This window comes from Amycolatopsis sp. NPDC114505, from assembly GCF_055633615.1.
The window spans coordinates 1,076,296-1,102,811 of the sequence record NZ_JBVKDV010000001.1 but is presented as its reverse complement, the minus strand read 5'-3'; the positions used below and the strand labels follow the sequence as shown (position 1 = coordinate 1,102,811).

28 protein-coding genes and 1 pseudogene are annotated in these 26,516 nt (G+C 70.6%); 18 read left to right on the top strand and 11 right to left on the bottom strand.

What is annotated here, in order from left to right; genetic code table 11:
* The first annotated feature begins 1 nt into the window (after position 1).
* From ACZ7OU_RS05635 to ACZ7OU_RS05610, 6 genes are all read left to right on the top strand, one after another.
* Positions 2-532 (top strand): hypothetical protein, encoded by a 531-nt coding sequence (locus ACZ7OU_RS05635; protein ID WP_470239994.1) that lies wholly within the window; start codon positions 2-4, stop codon positions 530-532.
* Between the two features lie 30 nt (positions 533-562).
* Positions 563-2,353, top strand: a complete 1,791-nt coding sequence (locus tag ACZ7OU_RS05630; protein WP_470254348.1) for a sodium/solute symporter — start codon at positions 563-565, stop codon at positions 2,351-2,353.
* Positions 2,354-2,478: 125 nt separating this feature from the next.
* The gene (locus ACZ7OU_RS05625; protein ID WP_470239992.1) at positions 2,479-2,829 is read left to right on the top strand and encodes a DUF485 domain-containing protein; all 351 of its coding nucleotides are present in this window, start codon (positions 2,479-2,481) and stop codon (positions 2,827-2,829) included.
* A complete protein-coding gene (locus ACZ7OU_RS05620) occupies positions 2,826-4,454 on the top strand; it encodes a solute symporter family protein (protein WP_470239991.1) in 1,629 nt (542 codons plus the stop codon). The genes ACZ7OU_RS05625 and ACZ7OU_RS05620 overlap by 4 nt, the downstream gene beginning before the upstream one ends.
* 173 nt (positions 4,455-4,627) lie before the next feature.
* Positions 4,628-4,987 carry a rhodanese-like domain-containing protein gene (locus ACZ7OU_RS05615; RefSeq protein ID WP_470239990.1) on the top strand — a complete coding sequence of 120 codons (360 nt, stop codon included), beginning with the start codon at positions 4,628-4,630 and terminating at the stop codon, positions 4,985-4,987.
* Positions 4,988-4,989: 2 nt separating this feature from the next.
* Positions 4,990-6,012 carry a DUF4328 domain-containing protein gene (locus ACZ7OU_RS05610; RefSeq protein ID WP_470254347.1) on the top strand — a complete coding sequence of 341 codons (1,023 nt, stop codon included), beginning with the start codon at positions 4,990-4,992 and terminating at the stop codon, positions 6,010-6,012.
* Here ACZ7OU_RS05610 and ACZ7OU_RS05605 read toward each other — a convergent pair.
* The gene (locus tag ACZ7OU_RS05605; RefSeq protein WP_470239988.1) at positions 6,009-6,599 is read right to left on the bottom strand and encodes a TetR/AcrR family transcriptional regulator; all 591 of its coding nucleotides are present in this window, start codon (positions 6,597-6,599) and stop codon (positions 6,009-6,011) included. The two genes, ACZ7OU_RS05610 and ACZ7OU_RS05605, sit on opposite strands and share 4 nt — an antisense overlap.
* 94 nt (positions 6,600-6,693) lie before the next feature.
* On the opposite strand from ACZ7OU_RS05605, the pseudogene ACZ7OU_RS05600 reads away from it, so the two are divergent.
* Positions 6,694-7,287, top strand: a pseudogene (locus tag ACZ7OU_RS05600) (MFS transporter); the annotation flags it as partial.
* A 561-nt stretch (positions 7,288-7,848) separates the two neighbouring features.
* Complete coding sequence (gene mca, locus ACZ7OU_RS05595; RefSeq protein WP_470239986.1) at positions 7,849-8,694, top strand: mycothiol conjugate amidase Mca; 846 nt, start codon at positions 7,849-7,851, stop codon at positions 8,692-8,694.
* Between the two features lie 90 nt (positions 8,695-8,784).
* On the opposite strand, the gene ACZ7OU_RS05590 is transcribed toward mca, so the two are convergent.
* The gene (locus tag ACZ7OU_RS05590) at positions 8,785-9,951 is read right to left on the bottom strand and encodes a cytochrome P450 (protein ID WP_470254346.1); all 1,167 of its coding nucleotides are present in this window, start codon (positions 9,949-9,951) and stop codon (positions 8,785-8,787) included.
* Positions 9,952-10,004: 53 nt separating this feature from the next.
* Between ACZ7OU_RS05590 and ACZ7OU_RS05585 the strand changes: the two genes are divergently transcribed.
* The 4 genes from ACZ7OU_RS05585 to ACZ7OU_RS05570 all read left to right on the top strand — a co-directional run bounded on the left by ACZ7OU_RS05585 (position 10,005) and on the right by ACZ7OU_RS05570 (position 12,982).
* Complete coding sequence (locus ACZ7OU_RS05585) at positions 10,005-10,886, top strand: DUF5926 family protein (protein ID WP_470254345.1); 882 nt, start codon at positions 10,005-10,007, stop codon at positions 10,884-10,886.
* Between the two features lie 198 nt (positions 10,887-11,084).
* Entirely contained in the window at positions 11,085-11,438 is a 354-nt protein-coding gene (locus ACZ7OU_RS05580) for a DUF952 domain-containing protein (RefSeq protein ID WP_470239983.1), read from the top strand.
* Between the two features lie 210 nt (positions 11,439-11,648).
* The gene (locus ACZ7OU_RS05575) at positions 11,649-12,161 is read left to right on the top strand and encodes a SigE family RNA polymerase sigma factor (protein WP_470239982.1); all 513 of its coding nucleotides are present in this window, start codon (positions 11,649-11,651) and stop codon (positions 12,159-12,161) included.
* Complete coding sequence (locus tag ACZ7OU_RS05570) at positions 12,158-12,982, top strand: hypothetical protein (RefSeq protein ID WP_470254344.1); 825 nt, start codon at positions 12,158-12,160, stop codon at positions 12,980-12,982. Before ACZ7OU_RS05575 ends, ACZ7OU_RS05570 begins: the two co-directional genes overlap by 4 nt.
* An 81-nt stretch (positions 12,983-13,063) precedes the next feature.
* Here ACZ7OU_RS05570 and ACZ7OU_RS05565 read toward each other — a convergent pair whose 3' ends face one another.
* The 3 genes from ACZ7OU_RS05565 to ACZ7OU_RS05555 form a co-directional block, all read right to left on the bottom strand.
* A complete protein-coding gene (locus ACZ7OU_RS05565; RefSeq protein ID WP_470239980.1) occupies positions 13,064-13,618 on the bottom strand; it encodes a ferritin in 555 nt (184 codons plus the stop codon).
* A gap of 149 nt (positions 13,619-13,767) precedes the next feature.
* Positions 13,768-14,955, bottom strand: a complete 1,188-nt coding sequence (locus tag ACZ7OU_RS05560; RefSeq protein WP_470240782.1) for an arginine deiminase — start codon at positions 14,953-14,955, stop codon at positions 13,768-13,770.
* A 40-nt stretch (positions 14,956-14,995) separates the two neighbouring features.
* Positions 14,996-15,808, bottom strand: a complete 813-nt coding sequence (locus ACZ7OU_RS05555) for a CPBP family intramembrane glutamic endopeptidase (RefSeq protein ID WP_470254343.1) — start codon at positions 15,806-15,808, stop codon at positions 14,996-14,998.
* A gap of 22 nt (positions 15,809-15,830) precedes the next feature.
* Here ACZ7OU_RS05555 and ACZ7OU_RS05550 point away from each other — a divergent pair, with 22 nt between their 5' ends.
* On the top strand, positions 15,831-16,292 hold the full coding sequence (locus ACZ7OU_RS05550; protein ID WP_470239978.1) for a PPOX class F420-dependent oxidoreductase: 462 nt from the start codon (positions 15,831-15,833) through the stop codon (positions 16,290-16,292).
* On the opposite strand, the gene ACZ7OU_RS05545 is transcribed toward ACZ7OU_RS05550, so the two are convergent.
* Complete coding sequence (locus ACZ7OU_RS05545) at positions 16,284-17,078, bottom strand: DUF2470 domain-containing protein (RefSeq protein ID WP_470254342.1); 795 nt, start codon at positions 17,076-17,078, stop codon at positions 16,284-16,286. The genes ACZ7OU_RS05550 and ACZ7OU_RS05545 overlap by 9 nt on opposite strands.
* 166 nt (positions 17,079-17,244) lie before the next feature.
* On the opposite strand from ACZ7OU_RS05545, the gene ACZ7OU_RS05540 reads away from it, so the two are divergent.
* Together ACZ7OU_RS05540 and ACZ7OU_RS05535 are read left to right on the top strand one after the other, a co-directional pair.
* Positions 17,245-18,276 (top strand): hypothetical protein, encoded by a 1,032-nt coding sequence (locus ACZ7OU_RS05540; RefSeq protein WP_470254341.1) that lies wholly within the window; start codon positions 17,245-17,247, stop codon positions 18,274-18,276.
* A gap of 44 nt (positions 18,277-18,320) precedes the next feature.
* On the top strand, positions 18,321-18,809 hold the full coding sequence (locus ACZ7OU_RS05535) for a DUF4231 domain-containing protein (RefSeq protein ID WP_470239975.1): 489 nt from the start codon (positions 18,321-18,323) through the stop codon (positions 18,807-18,809).
* Here ACZ7OU_RS05535 and ACZ7OU_RS05530 read toward each other — a convergent pair.
* Positions 18,806-19,150, bottom strand: coding sequence for a LysR substrate-binding domain-containing protein (locus ACZ7OU_RS05530; protein ID WP_470254340.1), 345 nt, complete (start codon positions 19,148-19,150; stop codon positions 18,806-18,808). The genes ACZ7OU_RS05535 and ACZ7OU_RS05530 overlap by 4 nt on opposite strands.
* A 96-nt stretch (positions 19,151-19,246) precedes the next feature.
* On the opposite strand from ACZ7OU_RS05530, the gene ACZ7OU_RS05525 reads away from it, so the two are divergent.
* A complete protein-coding gene (locus ACZ7OU_RS05525; protein WP_470254339.1) occupies positions 19,247-20,455 on the top strand; it encodes an MFS transporter in 1,209 nt (402 codons plus the stop codon).
* On the opposite strand, the gene ACZ7OU_RS05520 is transcribed toward ACZ7OU_RS05525, so the two are convergent.
* From ACZ7OU_RS05520 to ACZ7OU_RS05510, 3 genes are all read right to left on the bottom strand, one after another.
* On the bottom strand, positions 20,452-21,189 hold the full coding sequence (locus ACZ7OU_RS05520; RefSeq protein ID WP_470239973.1) for a hypothetical protein: 738 nt from the start codon (positions 21,187-21,189) through the stop codon (positions 20,452-20,454). The genes ACZ7OU_RS05525 and ACZ7OU_RS05520 overlap by 4 nt on opposite strands.
* A 1-nt stretch (position 21,190) precedes the next feature.
* The gene (locus tag ACZ7OU_RS05515) at positions 21,191-22,999 is read right to left on the bottom strand and encodes a substrate-binding and VWA domain-containing protein (protein ID WP_470239972.1); all 1,809 of its coding nucleotides are present in this window, start codon (positions 22,997-22,999) and stop codon (positions 21,191-21,193) included.
* A gap of 79 nt (positions 23,000-23,078) precedes the next feature.
* On the bottom strand, positions 23,079-24,251 hold the full coding sequence (locus ACZ7OU_RS05510) for a homogentisate 1,2-dioxygenase domain-containing protein (protein WP_470254338.1): 1,173 nt from the start codon (positions 24,249-24,251) through the stop codon (positions 23,079-23,081).
* Between the two features lie 85 nt (positions 24,252-24,336).
* Between ACZ7OU_RS05510 and ACZ7OU_RS05505 the strand changes: the two genes are divergently transcribed.
* Both ACZ7OU_RS05505 and ACZ7OU_RS05500 read left to right on the top strand, forming a co-directional pair.
* The gene (locus ACZ7OU_RS05505) at positions 24,337-25,191 is read left to right on the top strand and encodes a hypothetical protein (protein WP_470255885.1); all 855 of its coding nucleotides are present in this window, start codon (positions 24,337-24,339) and stop codon (positions 25,189-25,191) included.
* Complete coding sequence (locus tag ACZ7OU_RS05500) at positions 25,188-25,829, top strand: IclR family transcriptional regulator (protein WP_470239970.1); 642 nt, start codon at positions 25,188-25,190, stop codon at positions 25,827-25,829. Before ACZ7OU_RS05505 ends, ACZ7OU_RS05500 begins: the two co-directional genes overlap by 4 nt.
* On the opposite strand, the gene ACZ7OU_RS05495 is transcribed toward ACZ7OU_RS05500, so the two are convergent.
* Positions 25,826-26,473: a DUF998 domain-containing protein gene (locus ACZ7OU_RS05495; RefSeq protein ID WP_470254337.1), complete on the bottom strand. Its 648-nt coding sequence runs from the start codon at positions 26,471-26,473 to the stop codon at positions 25,826-25,828. The two genes, ACZ7OU_RS05500 and ACZ7OU_RS05495, sit on opposite strands and share 4 nt — an antisense overlap.
* Between the last annotated feature and the right edge of the window lie 43 nt (positions 26,474-26,516).

The window sequence follows — 26,516 nt, the reverse complement described above, 5'->3', positions numbered from 1 at the left end:
CATGACCGACGACTTCTACGATCGCCGCGCGAACGGCGTGCGAGAGCCCGATCCGACGCTCGGCCGGCGCGTCCGCCAGCAGCCGTTGCCGCAGCCGACGGATCAGGCCGTCGTCGAGCCGCTCCCGCCGCCGCCGGAGGACGAGCCGGCGCCGAAACCGGATCACCACGCCAGGCCCAAGCGGGAACGGGTGATCCTCAACGACCAGCGTCGCGGCAGCAGCAGCCTGCGCGCCCGCGTCGAGCTGGAGGAGCAGACCAGCTGGGGAAAGCTGCTCGTGAAGGACCACCTGGTGAAGGTCCAGCTGCGGACGGCGCTGCTGCTGGCCGGCCTCGTCGTGGTCGTGTTCGGCTCGCTGCCGGTGCTGTTCTACCTGGTTCCGGGGTTCTCCCGGCTGAGCCTGGCCGGCATCCCGGTGGCCTGGCTGATCCTCGGTGTCCTGCCGTTCCCGTTCCTGTTCGGCGTCGGCATCTGGTACAACCGCTTGGCCGAACGCAATGAACGCGCGTTCGTGGACATGATCGAAAATTAGTTTCGCACTGACTCGTGCGAGGATTCCCCCGTGCAGCTGAACCCGTGGGCCTTGACCGGCATCGTGCTGGTCGCCGTGGTGACGTTCTTCCTCGGTCACCGCTCTTCGCGTTCGGCCACGAGCACGCACGACTTCCTGGTCGCCCGGCGGACCGTGCGGTCCCGCCGCAACGCCGCCGCGATCTCCGGTGAGTACCTGTCCGCGGCGTCGTTCCTCGGCATCGCGGGGATCGTGCTCAAGGACGGCGCCGACGCGCTGTGGTTCCCGATCGGCTTCACCGCGGGCTACCTCGCGCTGATGCTGTTCGTCGCGGCGCCGCTGCGGCGCTCCGGCGCGTACACGCTGCCCGACTTCGTCGAAATGCGGCTCGGCTCGAAGGGCCTCCGCCGGTTCTCGACGGCGTTCGTCGTGTTCATCGGGATCCTCTACATGGTCCCGCAGCTGCAGGGCGCCGGCCTGACACTGGCGACGATCCTGCCGGTGCCCGTCTGGACCGGCGCGATCGCGGTGATGATCGTGGTGGCGTTCAACGTGATCGCCGGCGGCATGCGCGCGATCACCGTGGTCCAGGCCTTCCAGTACTGGCTCAAGCTGTTCGCGATCTCGGTGCCCGCGTTCGTGCTGTGCATGGTCTTCTTCGCCGGTGGCGGCCCGGACGGCTTCCGCCCGCTCGGTGCGGCCGCGCCGCCGGTGTTCACCGGCGACACCACAGTGGACGTCCAGACCGACGTCACCCTGCACGTCCGCAGCGACACCTACCTCTGGGCCTACGGCCGCACCGACAACGGCCCGGCCGCCGGTCCGACGCACTGGACCCCGCTGGCCCCGCACACGGTTTCCGAAGGCACCACGCTGAAGTTCCTGGCCGGCACGCCGGTGCCCGTGGTCAGCGATTCGGTCGCGGACAACGCGAACTGGCTGCACCCGGGGTCGGGCAGCCTCACCGACCTGCTCCAGACGTACTCGCTGATGTTCGCGACGTTCCTGGGCACGATGGGCCTGCCGCACGTGCTGGTCCGCTTCTACACCAACCCCGACGGCAAGGCCGCGCGTCGCACCACCGTGCACGTCCTGCTGCTGCTCGGCCTGTTCTACCTGTTCCCGACGCTGCTGGGCGCGCTGTCCCGGATGTACGTCCCGGAGCTGCTGGTCACCGGCAAGACGGACGCGGCGATCCTGCGGTTGCCCTCGGCGATGCTGCCGGGGATCGGCGGTCAGATCCTCGGCGCGGTGACCGCCGCGGGCGCGTTCGCCGCGTTCCTGTCCAGCACGTCCGGGCTGCTGGTCAGTGTCGCCGGGGTGGTCTCGACCGACCTGCTGCCCGGCCGGGTCCGCGACTTCCGCGTCGCGACCGGGCTGGTCGCGCTGTTCCCGATCGGGCTGGCGGTCGCGTTGCGGCCGGAGGACATCTCGCTGTCGATCGGGCTGACGTTCGCGCTCGCCGCGTCGACGTTCAGCCCGTTGCTGGTGCTGGGGATCTGGTGGCGCAAGCTGTCCTGGCCGGGTGCGCTGGCCGGGATGTTCGTCGGCGGCGGTCTCGTGCTGGCCGCGCTGATCGTCAACGTCGTGAGCGGCTACACCGGCGGCTGGGCGCCGTGGTTCGTCAACCAGCCGGCGCTGATCACCGTGCCCGTCGCCTTCGTGACGACGTACTTCGTCAGCCGCGCGACCGGGTACGGGCGCCCGGACCACGTGCACGACATCATGCTGCGGCTGCACGCGCCCGATCCGCTCGGTTTCATGCGGGACAGGGCGGTCGCGCGATTCGGACAAGCCGAAGAAAAGACGCGAATCGCCGGCCGGGGTAGGCACCGCAAGTAATGCGCTGACAGCCAGTAATAAAGTATTACCCGATAGAGGGATTACGAACTACACAGTTGACCCATACGTTCCGTTGGTTTCTACCAGTACGGCCAGTACGAAAAAACGGAAGGTGGAGATCCGCTGTGAGCAGCACCGAACACGACGTCGGTGGCGCGGAGCCGCAGACCGACTGGGAGAGCATCCAGGGGAGTCCCGAATTCACGGACCTGCGCCGCCGGTTGCGGGTGTTCGTGTTCCCGATGACCGCGCTGTTCCTGCTTTGGTACCTGCTGTACGTGCTCCTCGCCGACTACGCGCACGCGTTCATGAGCACCAAGCTGGTCGGCAACATCAACGTCGGGCTGGTGTTCGGCCTGCTGCAGTTCGTCTCGACGTTCGTCATCACCGGCCTGTACGTGCGCTACGCCGGCCGGAAGCTCGACCCGGTCGCCGACGGGATCCGCGCCGAGATCGAAGGGGAGCCGCGCAAGTGAACGTCGCCGCGGGAGTCGAGGGCAGCAATTCCACCCTCAACATCATCATCTTCCTGGTCTTCGTCGCGATCACGCTGGTGATCGTGTTCCGGGCCAGCCGGAACACGAAGACGGCGTCGGACTACTACGCCGCCGGCCGGGCCTTCACCGGTCCGCAGAACGGCATCGCGATTTCCGGCGACTACCTTTCGGCGGCGTCGTTCCTCGGCATCGCGGGCGCGATCGCCGTCAACGGCTACGACGGTTTCCTCTATTCGGTCGGTTTCCTGGTCGCGTGGCTCGTCGCGCTGCTGCTGGTCGCGGAACTGCTGCGCAACACCGGCAAGTTCACGATGGGCGACGTCCTCGCGTTCCGCATGAAGCAGACGCCGGTGCGCGCGGCCGCGGCGGTTTCGACGCTGATCGTGTCGTTCTTCTACCTGCTCGCGCAGATGGCGGGCGCCGGCGGCCTGGTCAACCTGCTGCTCGGCATCTCGGGCGAGGCGGGGCAGGACATCGTGATCGCCGTCGTCGGCGTGATCATGATCCTGTACGTCTTGATCGGCGGCATGAAGGGCACCACCTGGGTGCAGATCATCAAGGCGGCCCTGCTGATCGTCGGCGCGTTCGCGATGACGCTGTGGGTGCTCGGCAAGTACGGCTTCAACCTGTCCGACCTGTTCCAGGCCGCCGTCGACAAGGGCGGCAAGGGCGGCGCGGCGCTGCTCGACCCGGGCAAGCAGTACGGCAAGACGGGCACCACGAAGCTCGACTTCCTGTCGCTCGGCATCGCGCTGGTGCTCGGCACGGCGGGTCTGCCGCACGTCCTGATGCGCTTCTACACGGTCCCGACCGCTCGCGACGCGCGTCGCTCGGTCGTCTGGGCGATCGTGCTGATCGGCGTGTTCTACCTGTTCACGCTGGTGCTCGGCTACGGCGCGGGCGCGCTCGTCGGGCCGGACAAGATCTCGAAGGCCCCGGGCACGACGAACTCGGCGGCCCCGCTGCTGGCGCTCGAACTGGGCGGCCCGGTGCTGCTCGGGTTCATCTCCGCGGTCGCGTTCGCGACGATCCTCGCGGTGGTCGCCGGCCTGACGATCACGGCGTCCGCGTCCTTCGCCCACGACGTCTACGCGAGCGTGATCAAGAAGGGCCAGGTCTCCACCGGTGGCGAGGTCCGCGTCGCCCGGATCACGGCGCTGGTGATCGGCGCGCTGGCCATCGCCGGCGGCATCCTGGCGAAGAGCCAGAACGTCGCGTTCCTGGTGGCACTGGCGTTCGCGGTGGCGGCGTCGGCGAACCTGCCGACGATCCTGTATTCGCTGTTCTGGAAGCGGTTCAACACCCAGGGCGCGCTGTGGTCGATCTACGGCGGCCTGGTCGTCACGATCGTGCTGATCGTCTTTTCGCCGGCCGTCTCGGGCAAGCCGGTGGACGCGAAGACGGGCAAGAGCGCGTCGATGATCCAGGGCGTCGACTTCCACTGGTTCCCGCTGGACAACCCGGGCCTGGTCTCGATCCCGGCGGCTTTCCTGCTCGGCTGGCTCGGCACGGTCCTGTCGAAGGAGCGCAACCCGAAGAAGTACGCGGAGATGGAGGTGCGCGCGCTGACCGGCGCGGGCGCCGAAAAGGCCGTCACGCACTAGCCCGGCCGAAGGGCCCTCTCGCGTTCGCGGGAGGGCCCTTCGCCGTGTCGACCCCTCAATCACGCGTGATGCCCCTCCAATCACGCGTGATTGACTCCCCAGTCACGCGTGATGCCCCGTTCCGCACGGCCGTCCGTCCACCTCACGCGCGGGCAACGCCCCGGCATGGCAGCATGGAGATCGTGGTGAGCCCTGCTGAACTGCCGACCGCCGAGGTCCGCGACCTGCCCAAGGACGGCCTCGTGCTGCTCGACGTCCGCGAAGACGACGAGTGGGCCGCCGGGCACGCGCCCGGCGCGGTGCACATCCCGATGGGGGAGCTGCCCGTCCGCGTCGGCGAGCTGTCCGACCTGCCCGACGACCAGCCGATCCACGTGATCTGCCGCAGCGGCGGCCGGTCCGCCCGGGCGGCCGCGTGGCTCAACCAGAGCGGCTGGGACGCGGTGAACGTCGCCGGCGGCATGGGCGCGTGGCAGCGCGAAGGCCGGCCGATGGTCAGCGAGCACCCCGGCATCGAACCCGAAGTGATCTAGCCTTGCAGCCGGGTCCGCCTCCGCCTCCCGGGTACTGGCCGCGCCAGACCCCGCCGCCGAACGCCCAGCAGCTGCAGGGCCGGACGCTGGCGGCCCAGCCGGAGCCGTACCCGTACCACCGCCGTCCCTCGCACCGGCCGAAGCTGCGCTGGGTGGCGTCCCCGCCGCCGGGCGCCTGGCCGCGTCGCCGCGTCACGCCGCCCGAGCGGTACTACGGGCCGCCCTCGTACCCGGTGCCGCCCCGCTGGGGCTTCCCCAACCTGGTCTGGCGCCGCCCGACGTCGGTGCCCGGCACGGCGTCGGACGAGATCCGCCCGATCGACCGGATGCCGGTGCTCGGCCGGAGCCTGATCGGCGTCCTCTTCGCGTTCGCCGTCCTCTCCGTCGTCGCCGCCGGCGCGGAGATCTGGCGGTATGTGCTGCTGGTCCAGGGCCGCGAGTCCGCGCTGAACCGCTCGGTGGTGGCGTTCTCCGACGGCTTCGTGCTGACGGCGGGCCTGCTGGCCGCGATCCTCGCGCTGCTGCCCGCCGGCCTGTCGCTCTGGTGGCTGCTGGTCGCCCGCCGCGCGGCGGCGGACGTCTCGGGCGACGACCCACCGCGCCCGGTGTGGCAGGTGCTGGTCGGCATCCTCGTGCCGCTGGCGAACCTGCCGATGGCGCTGTCCATCGTCGGCGAGCTGGAGCACGCGGTGCTGGGCCGCCCGCGTGACGTCCGCCCGAAGCCGTCGCGGCAGGTGCTCGTGTGGTGGGGCGCCTGGCTGCTGAACTGGGTGCTGCTGGGCCTGACGATCGTCTGGCGCTTCCGCGACGACGTCCAGTCGATGGCCGACAGCGTCGTCCTGGTCGCGGTGACCGACTTGGCGGCGGCCTTCCTTGCCGTGGCGACGGCCCTGGTCGTGCGCCGGTTCTCGGCCCTGCTGGCACCGTCGGACGCGCGCGCCGTGCGCTCGATGCGCGTGCTGAAGGTGGCCGGCGCTCCGGAGCCCGAGCTGCGCACCGCCCGGCCTTCCGGCGCGGCTCGCTAGTACCGGCCGAGCACCGGTTCCAGCTGGTCGAAGGCCAGTTCGGCGGCGGGCCACACCGCGTCGGCGATCGCCTTCTCATCCTCGAGAGTCCGGTCGAAGACCTCCTGGAAGAGCACACGCAGCACGGTCGCGAGGTGGGCGGCCGCCAGCACCGGCTCGAGGCCCTGCTCGGGGTGGCGCTTGATCAGCAGGTGGGTGAGGGCGGCCTCGCGCTCGCGGTGCATCTCGTGCAGGGCGTTCGTCAGGATCTGACTGTCCTTGATCATCCGCACGAAGCCCGGGTCCGAGAAGCCGACCAGCGCGTGCTCGGCGCCCAGCGCCTCGAAGTAGAGCTCGCGGGTGTCGTGGAAGACGCTGTCGCGGACCAAGGTGGCCGGCCACGACGTGAAGTCCGCGCGGATGTCGAAGACCAGGTCTTCCTTGCGGGGGAAGTGGTTCGTCACGGTCATCTTGGCGACCCGCGCCTCGGTGGCGATCTCCGCGATCGTCACGTCCTCGAAGCCTTCGCGGATGAACAGCTTCGTCGCCACGTCCGAGATGGTCTTCCTGGTCTCGTGCTTCTTCTGGGCACGGAGTCCCTCGCTCATGCCGTCACCCTACTGGGTCGGACCCAAGTTTGTGCTTGACCCAATGAGTGGGTCGGACCTAATCTGAGGTTCGACCTAATCTCCTGGGGGGTGGATGGTGACGACGGCGATGGCCCGTCCCGACGCGGCGTTGTGGAAGCGGGGCGGCGTCCTGATCATGGGCGCGGTCCTGCCGATCCTCGGCGCGACGATCGTGACCGTCGGGATCGACTCGATCGCCCGTGACCTGGGCAGCCCGGTCACGACGGTGCAGTGGGTGGCGAGCGCGTACCTGCTCGCGGCGTCGGCGGCGATCTCGTTGTCGGGCTGGCTGACCGACCGCTTCGGCGGCCGTGCGGTGTGGCTGGGGGCGGTGGCGATCTTCACGGCGGGCACGCTGCTGTGCGGCTTCACCTGGTCGGCGCCGGCGCTGATCGCGTTCCGGGTGCTCCACGGCCTGGGCGGCGGGTTGATGCAACCGGTCGGGCAGGCGGTGTTCGCGCAGGCGGCGGGTCCGGCGCTGGGGCGCATGATCGGCGTGATCACCCTGCCGGCCACGGTGGCCCCGGTACTGGGACCGCTGCTCGGCGGCGCCCTGGTCGCGGACTTCGGCTGGCGTTGGATGTTCTTCGGGGTCGTCCCGCTGGGCTTGGCGACGTTCGTGGTCGCCCGCCGGCTGCTCCCGGCTCCGCCGCCTTCCGGCGCTTGTTCGGCACTGGACGTCCGCGGGATTCTGCTGCTTTCCCCGGGCCTGGCCGCGTTCGTCTACGGCCTGGCCGAGGGAGTGGTCGTCGCCTGGGTGGCCGGAGCGGTGCTGCTGGTGGCGTACGGCGTCCACGCGTCCCGGACGCCGTCACCGGTGCTCGACCTGAAGCTGTTCCGGGACAAGGGTTTCTCAGTGGCTTCGATCAGTACTGGCGGGCGGCCGGCTCCTGGCCCACTTCGGCCCGCGCCGGATGATGCTGGCCGGGATCGCCTTGTCCTTGCTGGGAACGGTCGCGTTCGCCCAGCTCGGTTCGGCGCCCAGCGGAGTCCTGCTCACGCTGTCTCTCGTGATCCGCGGAGCTGGCCTGGGCGCGGCGACGGCCCCAGGAATGACAACGCTGTACGGCTCCCTGGAGCATTCCCGGATCCCACGGGCCGCCAGCGCGTTCAACGTGATCAACCGAGTCGGCGGTTCCCTGGGCACAGCCCTCCTGGCAGCGATCCTCCACAACTCACTCACGTCTGCGGCGCCTCCCGCGGCTTTCTTTCCCCGAAGGAGCATCCGATGACCTTCCGCCTCCTAAGCGTCCACGCCCACCCGGACGACGAGTCCAGCAAGGGCGCGGCCACTCTCGCCCGCTACGCGTTCGAAGGCGTCGACGTCCTGGTCGCCACTTGCACCGGCGGCGAACGCGGCGACATCCTCAACCCGGCCGCGGACACCCCCGAGAACCGCGCCGACCTCCCGGCAGTCCGCCGCCGCGAGATGGCCGCCGCGGCGGGAATCCTGGGCGTCCGTCAGCGTTTCCTCGGCCTGGTCGACTCCGGCCTGCCCAGCGAAGGCGAATCCCTACCCGACGGCTGCTTCGCCGCCCTCCCGCTCTCGCAAGCGGCCGCCCCTTTGGTGGCGCTGATCCGAGAGTTCCGCCCACACGTGGTGATCACGTACGACGAAACCGGCGGCTACCCCCACCCGGACCACATCCGCACCCACGAGGTCACGCTCGAAGCGTTCACCGCGGCCGCCGACCCCACCCGCTATCCCGGCACCGGCGAGCCGTGGCGTCCACAAAAGCTGTACTACCAAGCAACCCTGAGCCGAGCATGGTTCCAAGCGATCCACGACGCGACCCTCGCCGCCGGCGAGAAGTCCGCGATGACGGACGTCCTGGCGGAACTCCCGCTCGAGCCGGCCGCGCCCGTCACAACCCGAATCCGCTGCGAGCAGTACTTCGCCACCCGCGACCAGGCCCTTCTGTCCCACCAAACCCAGGTCGACCCAGCCCACCCGTTTTTCGCCCACTCACGCGAAATCGAACGCCAAGCCTGGCCCCACGAGGACTACCACCTGGCCCATCCCACGCCACCCGCCGACCAAGAAGACGACCTCTTCACCGGAGTAACCGCATGAACCCCCGTGTCGCCCCTCCAATCACGCGTGATGCCTCCCCAATCACACGTGATGCCCCTTCAAGCACGCGAGATCCGCCCCGGACCGAGGTCACACCGTGACGCGAAGCTCCCGCAGCCCCCGGATCACGAACTCGGGCCGCCGCCGCGGAGCCTCGGCGAGACGCAACCCCGGCAACTTCGCGGCTAAAGCACTCAACGCCGCGGCGATCTCCACCCGAGCGAGAGGAGCCCCCACGCAGTAGTGGATCCCGAGGCCGAAGCCGAGGTGTGCGTTCGGCGTCCGTCCGATGTCGAGGGTGTCCGGCGCGTCGAACACCTTCGGGTCGCGGGCCGCGGCGCCCAGCAACGCCCCGATCTTCTGGCCCTGCGGGACGACGTGTCCGCAGATCGTCACGTCCTCGGTCGCCGTCCGCTCGAATAGCTGCAGTGGCGCGTCGAACCGGATCAGTTCCTCGACGCACGAATCCAACAGGGAAGGAGCCGCCAGTAGCCGTTCCCACTGGTCCCGGTGGGTGAGCAGCGCCGTGATGCCGTTGCCGAGCACGTTGACCGTCGCCTCGTGGCCGGCCATCAGCAGCAGCACCGCGGTCGCGACCAGCTCGTCCGGTGTCAGCTCGCTGCGCAGGAGGTCGCTGATGATGTCGTCGCCCAAGGCGTCGGCGCGGGCCGAAGCCACCGATCGGACGTACTCGACGAACTCGGCGGCTGCCCGCTCGGCGGCGTCGCGTCCTTCCTCGGGCAGGCCGAACTCGTACATCTTGACGATCGCGTTGGACAGCTCGACCATCCGCGGACCGTCGGTGCCGGGGACGCCCAGCAGCTCGGCGATCACCGCGACCGGCAGGGGCTGGGCCAGGTGTTCCAGCAGGTCGGCGCTGCCGTCGGTGGCGATCGCGGCCGCGAGGTCGTCGACCATCCGGTCGGCGAGCTTGGCGACCATCGGACGCAGCCGCTGGACGTGGCCGCGGCCGAACGCGCCCGCGATCAGGCGGCGCAGGCGGGTGTGGGCCGGCGGCTCGTTCTCCAGGAGCGAGTTGCGGTGCAGCAGGTTGAACGACGCGAACCGTTCGAGCGGCTGCGCGTCCTGCCAGATCCGGCCCAGGCCGCGATGCCGCAGCACCGCCGACGACGCGGCGTGCGACACCGCTACGGCGAGGCCGAGGTCGTCGTGAAAATGGACGTCGCCCTGCTCGCGCAGTGCGGCGAACGCCGGGTACGGGTCTTCCAGGAACGCGGGATCGCGGGGGTCGAACACGTCGCGAGACTAACCCTTCGATAGCGTTCAAAGCCGAGCCAGAGGAGGCAGCAGTGGGCAAGGGCGCGCGCAAGAAGGGTCCCAAGCAGGCGTCGGACCGCAAGCCGAAGGTGCGCGACGTCTTCGTCGGCCAGCCGTTCGAGGGACTGGTGGCGGAGCCCGAGCTGATCGCGCTGCGCGAGTTCGTGCCGTCCGCGACGGCCAAGCTGACCCTCGCCGACGGCGGCGACGTCACCCTCGGCACCGTGCTGCCGATGGCCGCGGCCGCGTTCGTCCGCTCGGACGGCGAGCGGTACCTCGGCCTGCAGGTGCAGACCCGCTCCTCCGACATCAGCCGCGACCTCGGCCGCTCGCTGAAGTGGCTGCTCGACGCCAAGGAGGGCGACGTCCTCGGCGTGCCGGACACGACGACCCCGCCGTCCGCCGACGAGCACGCCCGCCTCCAGGACCTGCTGACGCCGGGCGCCGAGCTCGACGTCACGCTCCACAAGGACTTCGCCTGGTGGCTGCCGGAGGACGCGGACGCGACGGGCGACGTCGCGGTGTCCCTCGAGCGCGCGAACGCCGCGATCATGCCGACCGAGCGTCTCGGCCACGGCGCCTACTGGGTCCTCGCCGGCGAGAAGGCGCACCTGCGCTGGGTCCGTCCCGAGCCGGAGAACCTGCTGCTCCAGGCGCTGGCCCGGCTGTCCGCGGCCGGCGAGCTCGGCCTCGGCGAGGGCTCCCGCTACGCCGGTTCGTTCCGCGCACATGGCCTGCTGGTCCCGGTCTGGGACCTCGACGCGGAGGCCCACGCCCGCGAGTGGGCGGAGGCCAAGGACGCCCTCGGCGCCCGCCTCGAGACGGCCCTGAAGTCCCTCGACGCCGAACCGCTGAACGCGGCCGAGCGTCGTGCCCGCGACGGCCTCATCGGCCGTCAGCTCACCCTGCGCTGACCACGCGCCCGTAACGACAGACCCGCCGCCGAGCCGAGCGCTCGGCGGCGGTCTTGTCGGATCGCCCGGCCGCCGTCGGAAAGCACCGGACCGCCGGTGCGTCCCGGTGACCGGAAACTGCTCGGTGAGCGTTCAACCAGGCCTTATGTGGCGCACGAGACACCGCCGCCGGAACGCCGTGGTGGGACGATTCACCGCGTGATACTCCACATCTGCGGGGCGGCCGACTGGGCCGAAGTGGGCGAAGGCGGCGAGTACCGGCCGTCTTCACTGGGGGAAGTCGGGTTCGTCCACTGTTCCGACTTCGGCACGGCGCACCTGCCGGCCAACGCGCTCTACCGGGGCCGCACCGATCTGGTGCTGCTCGAGATCGATCCGGCCAAGCTCGGCGTCGACGTCCGGTGGGAGGACGGCGAACCGCCGCACCCGGCCGGTGTGTGGTTTCCGCACGTCTACGGCCCGATTCCGCGCTCGGCAGTCGTCGGCGTGCACGAATTCGGCGAAGCGAACGGTGGCGGCTTCCGCCTGCCGGACTCGCTCGCGCACCGCTGACGTGCACAATTCATCACCCGCCCGGACGGCCAAGAACCGGGGCGGGAACGCGGGCAACCTGAGGGGGCTGTGATGCGTGTTCAGGGGGAAAGCGACTCGGCTTCTGGCTATCCGACCCCGATGGGAGGCGATACGGTGACCGCTGCGGCACCCGTCTTCACCGGGGGAGATACCTGGGTGACCAGCGCAGGCCGAGGGAGGGCCGCGACGTTGCCGGGTGAGTTGGTCGACTTCGGCGACTTCGTGCAGGCCACCCTGCCGGGGCTGCTGCGGTACGGCCACGCGCTCACCGGCAACCCGCACGACGCGGCCGACCTGGTGCAGACCGTGCTGGAGAAGATCGGTTCGCGCTGGACCTACGTGCACGAGAAGACGGGCGACCCGCTCGCCTACGTCCGCCGGTCGATGGCGAACGCGCACGTCAGCCGCTGGCGTCGCACGCGCCGCGAGAACCTGGTGGCCGATCTGCCGGACACCAGCCCGCACGTGCCGGACGACCCGTTCGAGCACGAGCCGCTGTGGCGCGCGTTACGGACGCTGCCGCCGAGACAACGGGCCGTCATGGTCCTGCGTTACTACGAAGGTCTCTCGGAAGCGGAGATCGCCGGTGCCCTCGGCGTCACGCAGGGCACCGTCAAGAGCCAGGCCAGCAAGGCGATCGCCTCGCTGCGCATGAAACTGACAGCCGCCGACATCCAAGGCGAAGGGAGTGACGCGGGTTGAACATCTCCGAGGACGAGCTGGAGCAGCGCCTGCGTGAGCTGTTCGCCGACGAGCGGCTGGACTTGCCGCCGCCACCGGAGGCCGGCACGACCATCGTCGCCGGTGCGCGACGGCGTCGCCGCCGTCGTCAGGGCGTCTTGGCCGTGACCGGTGTCGCGGCGGCCGTGGTGGCCGTCTCGGGTGGGCTCACCATGGTGCGCCTGCACGCCGAGGACGGCACCGCGGTGATGTCCGCCGACGGATCTTCGATCAGCGTCAAGCCGCCCGAGAACCTCACGGCCGGGCGGCAGCCCCAGACCTCGGTTCCGGGGCCGACCAGCACCCAGGACATCGAGATCTCGGCACCGCCGGCCTCGCCGACGTCGAGGGCTTCGCGGCCGCCGTCGGCTCAGTCGCCGTCGAAGCTGCCGCCCGTGCTGAGCGGGCCGCTGCTCGGTTCGGACGGCTTCGGCACCATCAAGCTCGGCATGTCCGAGACCCAGCTCGCGGCGCAGGGCGTCACGCTCACCGACGCGCAGACCGGCGGCGGCTGCACCGTCTACACCGCGCAGGGCAGCGGGGTGCCCTCGGCCGCCACAGTCGTCGTCTCGAAGGCGGTCGGGCTCACGGTCGTCACCCCGAACCAGGTGGCGCACACCGCCGAGGGCGTCGGCGCCGGCTCGACCAAGGAGCAGGTGCTCGCGACCTATCCCGCGGCGAGGGACGAATCGGGTGGCGTCGTCGCCCCGGCCACCGCCGCCGCCGACTACCACTTCCGGCTCGGTGACGCCGGGGTCGTGCAGACCAGCCTCATGAGCGTCAACCAGGACTGCGCCGGCTGAGCGCCGGCGGCATGCGAAAACCCGGGCTGTCCACAGGGGGAGAGCCCGGGTTTTCGGTGTGGTGGGACAGCAGCCGGAAAGTCAGAGTGCCCCGCCGGCCACCGGCGGCATCTGCGAGTCGGAGCCGCCGTCGCCGACGGACTCGCGGTGCAGGTGGTTCTCGACCTCGAACAGGTTGCCGTTCGCGCGCTTGACGACGTTCAGCAGGGTGCTCATCTGCGAGATCTCTTCGACCTGCTCCTTGAGGAACCACTGCGTGAACTGCTCGCTGATGTAGTCCTCTTCGGCGCGGGCGGCCTTGGCCATGGCGGAGATGTCGGTGGCGACGTCCTTCTCCTGCGCGAGCGCGAGTTCGATGACCTCGGTGACGCCGGAGAAGTCGTTGCGCACTTCACCCGTGCCGGGGATCTCGACGTGGTGGTCGCGGTCGAGCATGTACTGCACGAGCGCCATCGCGTGGTTGCGCTCTTCGACCGACTGCTTGTAGAAGTGCTTCGCCAGCTGCGGAAGGTCCTCGGCGTCGAACCACACGGCGAGCGCGATGTACTGCTGGGACGCGTTGAACTCGTTGTGGATCTGCGCCTGCAGCAGTTCGTAGAACTTCGAGCGCGGCTCTTTTTTCTTGGTGAGGGCCATGTAGTTCAGAATAGATCAAGTTTGGCGGAAATGCCACTTGAGGGTGGTGATCTCTCCCCTATTAGGGTTACCATTCCTAAAGAAGACTCCCCTAATTTAAGTAAGCCTTCCCTAAATTGTCGAATGCATTTAGGGAAGGCTTACTTCATTTATTGCAGAGGGTCCCGGCGGACCGGGCAGGACATGCACCGCGGGCCGCCGCGGCCGGAGCCCAGCTCGGACCCGGCGATCGGCAGCACCTCGATGCCGGCCGCCTCGAGACGCTCGTTCGTCTCGACGTTCCGCTCGTAACCCACGACCACGCCCGGCGCCAGCGCCAAGGTGTTGTTGCCGTCGTCCCACTGCTCGCGTTCGGCCGTCACCGGGTCGAGGCCGGTGTCGATGACGCGCAGCCGGTCGATCTCCATCGCCTCGGCCGCGGCCACCAGGAACGGCGTGGGGCCGGCGACCTTGACGCCGCCGTCGCCGGTCGGCCGGATGGTGAACGCCGTCAGCGAGTCGCGCGCCAGCGGGTACATCACCACGGCGTCGGCGTCGACCATCGTGCACACCGTGTCCAGGTGCATCGTCGCGCGGGACTGCTCGATCGGCACCGCCAGCACGGTGTGCGCGATGCCGTCGGCGAACACGGACCGCGCGAGCGACTCCGCGCCGGCCGCCGTCGTCCGCTCGCCGACGCCGATGGCCAGCACGCCCGGCGCCAGCAGCATGACGTCGCCGCCCTCGATCGGCGCCGAATGCGCGCCGTACGCGCGGGCCGCGTGCCGGAAGTACGGGTGGTAGGCGTAGATCAGGTCCAGCACCGCGGTCTCGCGCCGGCGCGCGGGCATGGTCAGCGACGAGATCGCGACGCGGTCGGCGATCCACGCCGACGAGTCGCGCGTGAACAGCAGGTTCGGCAGCGGGTCGACGGCGAAGTCGTGCGGGTGGTTCATCATCCGCACCAGCGACGCGCCCTCGGCGGACGGCAGCTCCTCGAACGTCATCCCGGCCATCAGCACCTCGGCGAGGCCGGGCGCGCTGACGCCGGACAGGTGCGACCGCAGCGAGTCGGCGAGGTCGACGCCGAGCCGCCGGTCGTCGACCGCCGCGTGGACGCCGGCCGCGTGGGCGCGGTCGTCCTCCAGCGCCGTCCGGAGCGCGTCGGCCAGCAGCAGCACTTCGACGCCGCGGCTGCGCAGCACGTCGGCGAACGCGTCGTGCTCGGCCTGGGCCCGGTCGACCCACGGGATGGAGTCGAACAGGAGCTGGTCGTTGTTGCGGGGCGTCAGCCTTTTGAGCTCGTTGCCGGGCCGGTGCAGCAGCACCGCGCGCAGGGGTCCGACTTCGCTGTCCACCCGGGGAGGTGTCGTTTCGTCGATCACCCGCCAATCCTAGTCAAGGCAGCCAGGAAACGTGCCCCTTCAGCAGCGCATATCCGACGAAGGAAACGAAGTCGAAGAGCGTGTGGGCAGCCACGAGCGGCCACAGCCGGTTCGTCTTCTGCCACAGCCGGCCGAACACCAGGCCCATGATCAGGTTCCCGACGAACCCGCCGAAGCCCTGGTACAGGTGGTACGACCCGCGCAGCACGGCGGCGCCGACCAGGGCGTTGTTCTCCCGGACGCCGAGCTGGCGCAGCCGCGTCAGCAGGTACCCGACGACCAGGACCTCTTCGGCGAACGCGTTGCCGAACGCGGAAAGCGTCAGCGTGACCGGCCGCCACCACGTGTCGTTCAAAGTGGACGGTTGCACCGCCAGGCTGAAGCCCAGGTGGTAGGAGATGAAGTAGAGGGCCAGGCCGGGGATCCCGATCAACGCGGCGAGCCCGAGCGTCAGCAGCGCGTCGCGGCCGGGCGATCGGCGGTCCAGCCCGACCTGGGCGATCTTGATCCCGGCGCGCCACAGGAAGTACAGCCCGAGCGCGCCCCAGCCGACCAGCTGGGCGGCCGAGAGCAGCTGCTTGAGCAGGTCGATCAGGCTCGCCGCGGCCTGGGGCACGTTGAGCTGGACCTGCTGCTGGGCCAGGGGCGTCGGCTGCAGCAGCGAGTCCACAAGGGACAGCAGGCTGCGCACCCCGGACAGCCCGAGCGTGATGCCGAAGACGATCAGCAGCTCGAGCTTGATCGCGCGGCGTTCCCGCGGGTCGTCGATCGGTTCCGGGAACGCCGGTGCGGCCGGCGCCAGCCACGATCGCGCGGTGAACGTCATGTGCGCACGCTACCTTCGGGGTATGCCGAGGAGCATCGCCACCAACGAAACCGTCGACCGCGCCGCGCTGGTCGAGTTCCTGTCCACCCGCCACCGCGCGATCCTGCTGACCACGAAGGCCGACGGCGGCCCGCAGCTCTCGCCGGTCACGTGCGGCGTCGACGCCGAGGGCAGGCTGGTCATCTCGACCTACCCGAAGCGCGCCAAGATCGTGAACATCAAGCGCAACGCCCAGGTGTCGGCCTGCATCCTGTCCGACGAGTGGAACGACCAGTGGGTCCAGCTCAACGGCACCGCCGAGGTGCTGGACATCCCGGACTCCGTCGAGCCGCTCGTGGACTACTTCCGCAGCATTTCGGGCGAACACCCGGACTGGGACGAATACCGCGAAGCCATGGTCAAGCAGGGCAAGAGCATCATCCGCGTGACGATCGAGAGCTGGGGTCCGCTGGCCAAGGGCGGCTTCCCCGCCGAGCTAGCCTGACGCACCCCGCAGGAACGGGCAGCCGACCAGCCGCCGCAGCTCCATCGCGAGCTGCGGCGGGCTCTCGACGGACTTCGAAAACGCCAGCCGGACGTCGTGGTCGCCCGAGTCCGACTCGACGCGCAGCCGCAGCCCGAACCGGTCGAGCCCGAGCGGGCGGATCCGGCCGCCGCGCAGCTCCGCCGGCAGGTGCTTCGCCAGCTGCTCGACGACGTCGGAGTGGTCGCTCTCCAGGTGCCGCAGCCACTGGGCCTCGTAGTCGTGGAACGGGTCCGGTGGCGCCGCGCTGAACATGTGCGGGCGCAGCGAGTGCGTGCCTTCGGCGTCGGCCAGCACGAGCGACGCCGGGGTGAGCCGCAGCAGCGTGACGCCGTGGCCGACGTCGAGGAGCCGTTCGTCCGGCCGCGACTCGGCGATCGAGAGGGCCCGCGCGCGGGCCGACACCGGCGAGAGCGGCCGCAGCCAGCCGGTGATCCACAGCAGCCCGCGGATCGGCTCCCGCAGGGCGACCGGTGCCTGGTCGGCGAGCTCGACCATCACGGCCAGCTCGCCGCGCTGGGTCTGCTTGGCCGCGCGGACCATCGAGTGGTCGTCGGGCAGCAGCACGCTGACGCTGCCGCTGTGGTGCACGTGGTGCAGGACCGGGACGACGCGCTCGCCGTCCAGACCGGCGCGTTCGCAGGTGGGCATCAAGGACGCGGGACCGTTGCGGGTCGCGATCGTCTTGGCGCGCTCGGCGGGGTTCGGCGCCGGCGGGCGGCGGATGGATGTCGGGGCCTCGGTCACGGCTCACCTCCTACTTAGGTGAGCCTAACCTGAATCTCGCCGTCTGGATAGTCGCCGCGCTGCGGTCCGGGTCACGCGGGCGTTCCGCTGAACGGAGTACCGGTAACGCTGCTGTGCAAAATTCCGAAAAGGCCGGTGACCAGTGTCGACACGGTGGGGGCTCCACGTGCAGATCGTCCCGGTTCCCGAACGCGTGCCCGCGTTCGAACTCGACTCCGCCATGCCGTCGGGCGCGCTGCCGATCTTCGGCGAGTACCTCGACCGGATCGGCCGCACCGCCGCGAACGGACGCCTGCTGACCTGGGCCCTGCCCGTCTTCGGGATCGCCCAGTTCTTCACCGGCGCCGGGGTCGCGCTCTCGCTCGCCACGATCGCGCTGGCCGGCCCGGCCGTGGCGTGGTGGCTCCACCGCGCGTACCTCAGGGTGCCCGAGACGCGGCTGAAGCGGGAGCCGTTCCGCCAGGTGGACATCGCGCCCGACGGCCTGGTCGCCGCGGGCCGGACGGTCGGCGTCCGCCTGCCGGACGGCCGCTGGCTGCGCGTCCGGCTCGATGATGCGTACCGGCTGCTGCTGGCCGGCCACCGCCGGGTGTGGCTGCTGGGGCGCGGCCCGAAGGTGTTCGTCGGCTTCTCCGGCGTCGTCCGGGTGCACCGGGCCCGGATCTTCGACGCGCCGCCGTCGGGCGCGGTGGTGGCCGTGCCGCTCCTGGCCGGGTCCGAGTCTCCGCGGCTCGACCCCGTGCTGACCGCGCACCGCCGCCGGATCGCCCGCGAACTGCACGCGGTGACGGCGTTCCTGCTGGCCCTGGCCGGGTTCGCGGTGTGGGTGCGGTTCGACTTCCCTGCGACGAAGTGGGCCGCGCTGACCATCACGGCCGGCGCCCTGCTGGGCGCGCTCGTGACCGCGTCGCGCGGGGTCGCCTACCGCCGTCCCCTGACGGCGGACCACTGGACGGAGCTGCGCGCGGTCCTCGACGGCCCGGTCCGCATGGGCCGCCACGGCGCGGCCCGGCTGAGCGGCCTGACCATGCTGGCCGACGGCACCGTGGTCGGCTTCCGCCTGCACAAGGCGGACCCGTCGATGGCGGCCAACATCGCCACGACGGGCCGCCTGTGGATCGCGGGAGTCCCGCGGCCGGGCGCGGCGAAGACGGGCGTGCCGGGCTATCCGGTGCTCGGCACGGTCTGGCTCGGCTGACCGCCTGCTTGACCGGATACCCCGGTGGTGTGAACTTTCGTCCCATGAAGAAGGAGCCGCGCTCGATCGCGCGAAGCCAGTGGGTCCTGGAAGCGAAGGGCGTCGACGACGAACTCGTGCCACCGTCGGTGCTCGCCGAGTGGCGGCGCTACCAGCGATCGTCGTGGGCGGCGCGGCGCCGGCACTCCGTCGTCGAGGTGACGAGCCTGGTCGTGACCGCCACGATCCCCGCGCTCGCGGCGTTCGCCCTCGACGTGCGGCTCATCGCCGCCGTCGGGTCCCTCGCGGTGCTGATCAACGGGATCCGGGCCCTGGGCGGCTACAAGGAGAACTGGACCAGCCGCACCCGGGCGCGCTACGCGATCGAGAAGGAGATCGCGCTGTTCGCCGCCAAACACGGCAACTACGCGACCCCCGGCGCGGCGGCGGTCCTGGTGGAGACGGTCGAGGAGATCTGCGCCGGCGAACGCGACGGCTGGGTCGCCCTCAGGCTGTCGTACGGCAAGTCCCGCGAGAACGCGGTGACGAGCTAGTTCGCCCAGCCGGGCCAGCGCCGGGTGCGCGTTGTCCCGCCGCCAGACGAGCGAATGGGGATACACCGGCGTCGGGTTCTCGATCGGCACGCGCCGCAGGTCGTGCTCGGCCGGCCACAGGATCCGGCTTCCCGCCCCGACCAGGGTGGCCACCTCCGCCGAGGTCGCGGGGTCACCGACGACGACGCGGCCAGCGGGTGCGCGGGTCCGCACAGCAGCTGCACCGGCTCGTCGAACACTCGCTGCGCGTCGAGGTCCGCGGGCAGCTCGGCGACCGCGCGGAACGACGCGTCGATCGAGCCGGCGCGGACCGCGGTGATCGCGGTGTCGAAAAGCGTCACGACCTCCAACGCGACGTCCGGATGAGCCTTGTGGTGCAAGGACTCGCCGCGTTGCTGGTTGATCCCGGCGTCGTTCCCCGCTTTGATCCTCCGGTGATGCGCAGGCGGCTCGGGCGGCGGTTCAGGTGGCTGTGGACGGCTTACGCCGTGAGTGCGTTCGGGACTTGGCTCGGCTTCGGGGCCTTCCCCATGCTGGCGATCCTCGTGCTGCACGCCGGGCCCGCGGCCGTCTCCGCGCTCGCCGCCGTCGGGCCGGCCGTCGGGGCGCTCGTCGCCGTGCCGCTGGGGCCTTGGGTCGATCGGCGGCGCAAGCGGCCGGTGCTCGTGGCCATGGACCTCGTCCGGTTCGGCGCGCTGATCAGCGTTCCCCTCCTCTACGCACTCGGGTCGCTGAGTTTCGCGCAGCTCCTCGTCGTCTCGGTGATCGTCGCCTCGGCGGACATCACCTTCACCTCCGCGAGTGGCGCCTACCTGAAGGGGCTCGTGCCGCCCGAGGACCTGCTCGTCGCGAACGGGCGGTTCGAGTCGACGAACTGGACGGCCACCGCGCTCGGGCCGCCGCTCGGTGGGGCCGCGTTCGCGCTCTTCGGGCCGGTGACGTCGGTGGCCGCCAACGCCGTCAGCTTCCTGCTCTCCGCGCTCGGGATCCGGGCGATCGGCGGCGACGAACCGCGCCCGCGGCAGACCGCCCGCCTGCGTGCGCGTGACCTGGCCGAAGGGTGGCGCACGATCCTGACGCACCCCGGGCTGCGGCCGCTGTACTTCAACGTCCTGCTGTTCAACGGCCTGATCATGGGCACCGAGCCGCTGCTCGCCGTGCTCATGCTGAACCAGCTCGGGTTCACGCCGTGGCAGTACGGGCTCGCGTTCGCCGTCCCGTGCCTCGGCGGGCTCGCCGGCTCGCGGCTGACCCCGCGGCTCGTCGCGCGGTTCGGCCGGCACCGCGTGCTGGTCGTGGCCGGCAGCGTCAGAGCGTGCTGGCTGCTCGCGCTCGCCTTCCTGCCGGGTGGTGCCGGCGGGCTCGTCTTCGTCATGGTCGTCGAACTGGGCCTGATCGTCTCCTGCAGCGTGTTCAACCCGGTGCTCGCGACCTACCGGCTCGAGCAGCTCCCGGCGGACCGCGTCGCGAGCACGCTCTCGGCGTGGTCGGTCAGCACCAAGGCGTCGATCGCCACGCTGACCGCGCTCGGGGGCGTGCTCGCCGGCTTCACCGGTCCGCGCGTCGTGATCGGCGTCGCCGGGGTGTTGGTGCTGGTGACGCCGTTGCTCCTGCCGCGTCGGGACCGGACGCCCGTGTCCGTCTAACCGAGTGACCTCCGCGTCGCCTGCTCGGTCTCCAGCACGCCCTGCCGGATGCCCTCCAGCTGGTCGCTCAGCTCCCGCACCGCACCGGTGTCCACCGCGACGTCCGTGGTCGCCGCCGTCAGCTCCGCGACGCGAGCCACCAGGCTGTCCAGCCCGAGTGCGCCCGACTGGAGTTGAGCCAGCAGCTTGTCCTGCGCGCCGGAGAGGCGGGCGTGCACGTCCTCCTGGGCTTTGACCGACGTCAACGCCTGTTCGAGATCGCCCCGGACTTCCTCGCGCGCCGATCCGATCGACTGCTCCAGCCGGTGCCGTTCCCGTGTCACGGCCTCGAGGTCCACCCGGGAAAGCGCCTTCCCGGTCGCCGACGCGCGCCCCGCGAGACGCCGGAGCGTCGCCAGCGTCTCCTCGACCACCGGCTCCATGTCCGTGACGCGGTCGGCCAGCGGGCCGGTGTCGAGAGACGAGCTCAGCGACGCGAACCCCTCGGCCGCGCCCTCGGCCCGGCGCAGCCAGTTCTCCTCAGCGGAACCGGCGGCGACGTCGAGGATCCGCGCTTCGCGCCGTTCTGGTTCCTTCTCGCGCGTCGCGACCGCCACGCCCGCCCGCGCGGCCAGCACCGCCACCCCGATCAGGATGGCGACGAGCACCGGCAGCTGGACGGCCCAGGCCACCCCGGCCGAGGTGGCGGCCAGCAGCAGCCCCCACGGTTCGGCGAGCTCACGGGCGAACTTCATGTCAGAAATTGGAAATCACGGAGGTGAACACCTGGTTGATCGAGTCCGGTTTGGACGAATCGTACTCCGATCCCTCGGTCGCTTCGGCGATCTGCTTCAGCACGCCCTGGTCGGCGTCCGAGCCGTAGGCGATCGTGAACAGCCGGACCGTCTCCGCGTTGCCCTCCGGCCGCAGCTGCGGCAGCAGGTGCTCGAGGTCGACGCCGCCGGAGTCCTCGTTGCGGCCGTCCGTCAGCACCACGACCGCGTTGATCGCGGCCGGGTCGATGTGCGCCTTCATGTACTCGTACGCGGCCTGCGAAGAGTCGTAGAGCCCGGTGCCGGCCTGCGGCGTCAGCCCGCTCAGCCGCGACGCCAGCGTCTCCTTGCCGCTGTTCCCGAGCGCCTGGACCGGGACCAGCTCCTGGTAGTCGCGGTCGCCGTCGAGGTGCGTCGAAAACTGCCAGAGCCCGACCTGATCACGCGGCACGAACTGGCCGAGCGCGTCGATCGCGGCCTGCTTGGCGAGGTCGATCTTGCTCTTGCCGGTGCCCTTGACCTCGTCGCCCATCGACCCCGAGACGTCCACGACCAGCAGCACGTTCGCCTTTTTGCGCAGGTCGGTCCACGAGCTCAGCAGCTTCGACAGCACGGTCGGCGACGGCGGCCGGATGAAGTTGATCTTCGCGTCCGGCTGGACGCCGTTCTGGGTCGTCACCTGCGGGCCGGGCTTGCCGTCGAACGACCGGAAGCCCAGCGCGGCGAACCGCTGCTGCGTCTCCGGGCCGCGCAGGTAGCCGAGGAAGTCGGTGGCGATCTGCTTGCGCGTCGGGTCGGCCCAGTTCAGCGTGACGAACGGGTGGTCGGAGTTGAGCGTGCCGTCCGCCGGGTAGATCGCGACGAGCGGCACCTTCGGCGGCGCGTGCTGGCCGACCTTCGCCGGGTCGTTCGTCGGGTTGCCCTGGTTGTAGCCGATCAGCGAGCTCTCCTCGACGGTCACCGCCGAGATGTAGGACAGCGCCGCGCCGCGGTCGTCGGCCTTCTGCAGGTTCGTCAGGAACGTGAGCGTGTTGTCGCCGTAGTGCACGATCGCCTGCTCGATGTTCGTGACGAACTGCCTGGCCTCGGGCTTCTCGAGCGCGGCCGCGGTGAGGTCGGACGACGTGCCGGTGGCCGCGTAGTACGCGCCGATGGTCGCGTTGAGCCCCGCGGTGGAGATGTTCGGGTTCGTCTTGCCCAGCCGGAACTTGCCCCACTCCGGGTGGCCGTACTTCGCCCAGCCCGCCGGGTCGGTCGCGAGCGTGGCGAGGTCCTTCCAGCCGATCGGCTTGGCCGGCCAGCCCAGCGCCTCGGCCATCGGCTTCGGCATCGCGACGGTCAGCGGCGAGTTCGCGATCGACTGCGGGTCGCCGTCCGGCACGATCGACGCCGAATCGCCCTTCGCGTTGACGCGCAGCAGGTTGACCCAGCCGCTCGCGGCCGGCGTCCAGACGTCGGGGCGTGGCCCGTCCGTGGCCTCGTTCCAGCCGTTCGCCAGCGCCTGCATCGCGATGCCCGACGACTTCGACTTCACGATCACGTCGACGCAATGCCCGGCGACGGTCCGTCCGGAGTAGGCCTTCGCGGCTTCCTGGACTATTCCGACCTTTTCCGGGGACGACGCGACATTCAGCGCGATGGCGTCCGAGCCGGTGCATTTCGGCGCGTCCGCCTCGTCGCCCGAGTCGCTGGTCCAGGCCCGGATCGCGATGATCAACCCGGCGGCGACCACGATCGCGGCGAGGAACGGGAGAAACTTTCTCTTGCGCCGTGCTGGTTGGGAATTGATCATCGAATCCTCCCCGTTCCGCCACCGGAAACTCCATTATCGGGCAGCGGAACGGGGAGGGGACGGTAATTCCGGAACTTGATTATCCCTTAGGGCCGCGGCGTGACCACGTCCACGCGTAACCGGCGTCTTCGGACGCGTCGGCCGCCTCGCCGAGCTCGAGCGGCGCGAACGTGTCGACCATGACCGCGGTCTCGTCGAAGAACTCCGCGCCGATCGACGCCTCCGCCGCGCCCGGCTGCGGGCCGTGCGTGAAACCGGACGGGTGCAGCGAGAGCGAGCCGACGCCGATCCCGGAACCCTTGCGGGCTTCGTAGTTGCCGCGCACGTAGAACATCAGCTCGTCGGAGTCGACGTTCGCGTGGTTGTACGGCACCGGGATCGAGTCCGCGTGGTAGTCGACCTTCCGCGGGCAGAAGGAGCAGACGACGAAGTTCGGGCCCTCGAACGTCTGGTGCACGGGCGGCGGCTGGTGGACGCGGCCGGTGATCGGCTCGAAGTCGTCGATGTTGAACGCCCACGGGTAGAGGCAGCCGTCCCAGCCGACGACGTCGAACGGGTGCGTCGCGTACGTGTAGCGCGTCAGGCCGGCGCGGTGCCGCACGAGCACCTCGACGTCTTCGCCGTCCACGACCAGCGGCGACGACGGCCCGCGGATGTCGCGTTCGCAGTACGGCGAGTGCTCGAGGAACTGGCCCTTCGCCGACAGGTACCGCTTCGGCGGCCCGATGTGCCCGCGCGCCTCCAGGATGAAGAGGCCGACCTCGCCGTGGGGGAGGACGCGGTAGGTGCACGACGTCGGGAGCACGAGGTAGTCGCCGTCGCCGATCTCGAGGCTGCCGTAGATCGTCTCGACCGTCGCGGAGCCGCCCTGGACGTAGAACAGCTCGTCGCCGGCCGCGTTGCGGTAGAGCGGGCTGGGCGCGGTCGCGGTGACGAACCCGATGGTGACGTCGTTGTTGCCGAACAGCCGGCGCCGGTCGGTCACCGCGTCGGCCTCGCCGCCGAACTTGAGGTCCCGGGTCTGGTACGCCCGCGGCTTGAGCGGGAGGTTCGGGGTCAGCGACCCGCGGTCCTCCTCGACCGCGACGGCGTCGACGATCGCCGTCGGCAGGCCGCGGTGGTAGAGCAGCGCGGAGTCGGCGGAGAAGCCCTCGACACCCATCAGCTCCTCGGCGTAGAGGCCACCGTCCGGCTTCCGGAACGCCGTGTGCCGCTTGTGCGGGATCTCGCCTACTCGCCGGTAGTAAGGCATCGCCGTGCCCTCCAGACGTGTCCGTTGCGCGAACGATTTTGTCCTGATGTCGAACGCTACTAGCGTGTCAGTCGTGTCAAGCGCTGTGGAACTCACGCCCCCCGGCCCCCGTGGAATTCCTCCTCTGTTCGCGAGGCTCGTCGACGACTCGGCGCTGTTCCCGCCGGCCGTTGCCGCCATGCCGGAAGCCCTGCGGGCGCACTTCGCGAGCCGGGAGTCCGAACACGCCGGTGTACTGGGGGTTTTTCTCTGTCAGGCCTCGCGGCTGCCGGAGCTGATCACCGAGTTGATCAAGATCAAGCCGAAGCAGCCGCTGCCGCTCTCGCTGATCATCGACACCGGCCTCGGCGGCGTCCCGAAGGCGATCTCGATCGTCGAGTCGCGCAGCGAGCTGCTGGCGCTGCGGATGGTCGAGATGCCGGCGCCGTCGGACGTCGACGAGGTGTGGCTGGAGCGCGTCTCGGAGTTCGTCCCGGAGGACGTCATCCGCGTCGTCGAGCCGCGGCGCGGCGTCGGCTGGCTGGACGGCGTGCGGAAGGTCATCGAGCACGGCAGCTGGCCGAAGATCCGCTGCGGCGGCCAGGCCGGTGAGAACTTCCCCAGCGTCGACGAGGTGGCGGACTTCCTCGCCGTCGTCAGCGGGTCCACCGGTGCGTCGTTCAAGGCGACGAACAGCCTGCACCGCGCGGTCCGGCACACCGACCCCGACACCGGCATCGTGCACCACGGCTTCCTCAACCTCCTCGTGGCCTCCGGGCGCAGCCTCTCCGGCGGCGACGTCCGGGGTGCGCTGGAGTCGACCGACGCCGAAGCGCTGGCCGAGGAGGCCCGTGGGTTGTCCGAGCAGGCCGCGAAGGCCGTCCGGGCGCTCTTCGCGTCTTACGCGGCGGCTTCGTTCGAGCAGCCCGTCGCCGACATGGGCGAACTCGGCTTGCTGTGACCAGCCGGGAGGGGTCGCTGACGCTCGACCGAGGGCTGGCGCTGCTGCAGGCAGTGGCCGACGCCGGCGGCGACGCGGCGACCATCTCCGAGCTGGCCGTGGCCATCGGGGCCAGCCGCGCGGCCGTCTACCGGCTCCTGGTGCCGCTGTCGGAGCGTGGGCTGGTCTGGCGCGACGGCACCAAGGTCCGGCTCGGCGTCGGCCTGCTCCGGCTGGCCGGCCAGGTGCTGCCGCAGCTGCGTGACGCGGCCGGCCCGGTGCTGCGCGAGCTGGCCGAGAAGGTCGGCGCGACCGCGCACCTGTCGGTCGCCCAGGGGGCGCAAGCGCTTGCGGTGGCCGTGGTCGAGCCTTCGTGGACCAGCTTCCACGTCGCCTACCGCGTCGGGAGCCGGCATTCGCTGACGTCGGGTGCGGCCGGCAAGGCGATGTCCCTGCGTCCGGGCGGCGACGGCTGGGTGACGTCGACGGGTGAGCTGGAGGCGGGCGCGTCCGGCGTCGCGGCGCCGGTCCGCGGCGTACCGGGCCTGAAGGCGAGCGTCGGAGTCGTGTCGCTGGAGCCGCTCAAGGCCGCCGAGGTGGGCCCGCAGGTCGTCGCGGCCGCCGCCCGGCTGGCCGGCATCCTGCGGACGGACGCTTAGCGCAGCGGCCGGACCATCGTCAGCAGCAGCGTGACGTCGATCGTGAACAGCAGGCGCTCGAACAGGCCCAGCGTGACCTCCTGGTTCGCGGGGCCGAGGACGAGCGTGAGGACGAACCCGCCGAGCACGATGCCGACGCTGGCGAAGCTCGCCGTGGCCAGGCGCCGGATCGTCGTCCGGCGTGGTTCCCACGGGCAGCGCTCACGACCCTTCTTGGTCAGCACGAGCGCGGCCGCGGGAAGGGCGACGAACGCCGTGAGCGCGGCGAGGTTGTGGACCTGCCCGGACAGCGAGCGCGCCTGGCCGTCGGGGTCCACGGGCACGAGCCCGCACACCAGCAGCCCGGCCGACCACACGCCGAGCAGTACGCAGACGGCGGTGGTGCCCGGCCGGTGCGCCTTCGCGATGCCGGCGAGCAGGGCGACCGAGCCGAGCGAGAGGGCCAGGCACATCACGCTGAACAGGGGAGCGGCCGACGACGAGCCGAGCTTGCCGTAGACGTACTCCGACAGCGTCTGCCAGACCGGGCTGACCTGGCCGGAGAGCCGCAGGTGCAGGTCGATGGAGATGGCCACGGCGAGGCCGATGCCGCCGAGCGCGACCCGGCCGTGCAACGGCGAGACCGCGGGCAATGGCTTGTTCACCTGGCTTCCACCCTTTCGTTTCCGAAAGGTTACCCGGTGAACC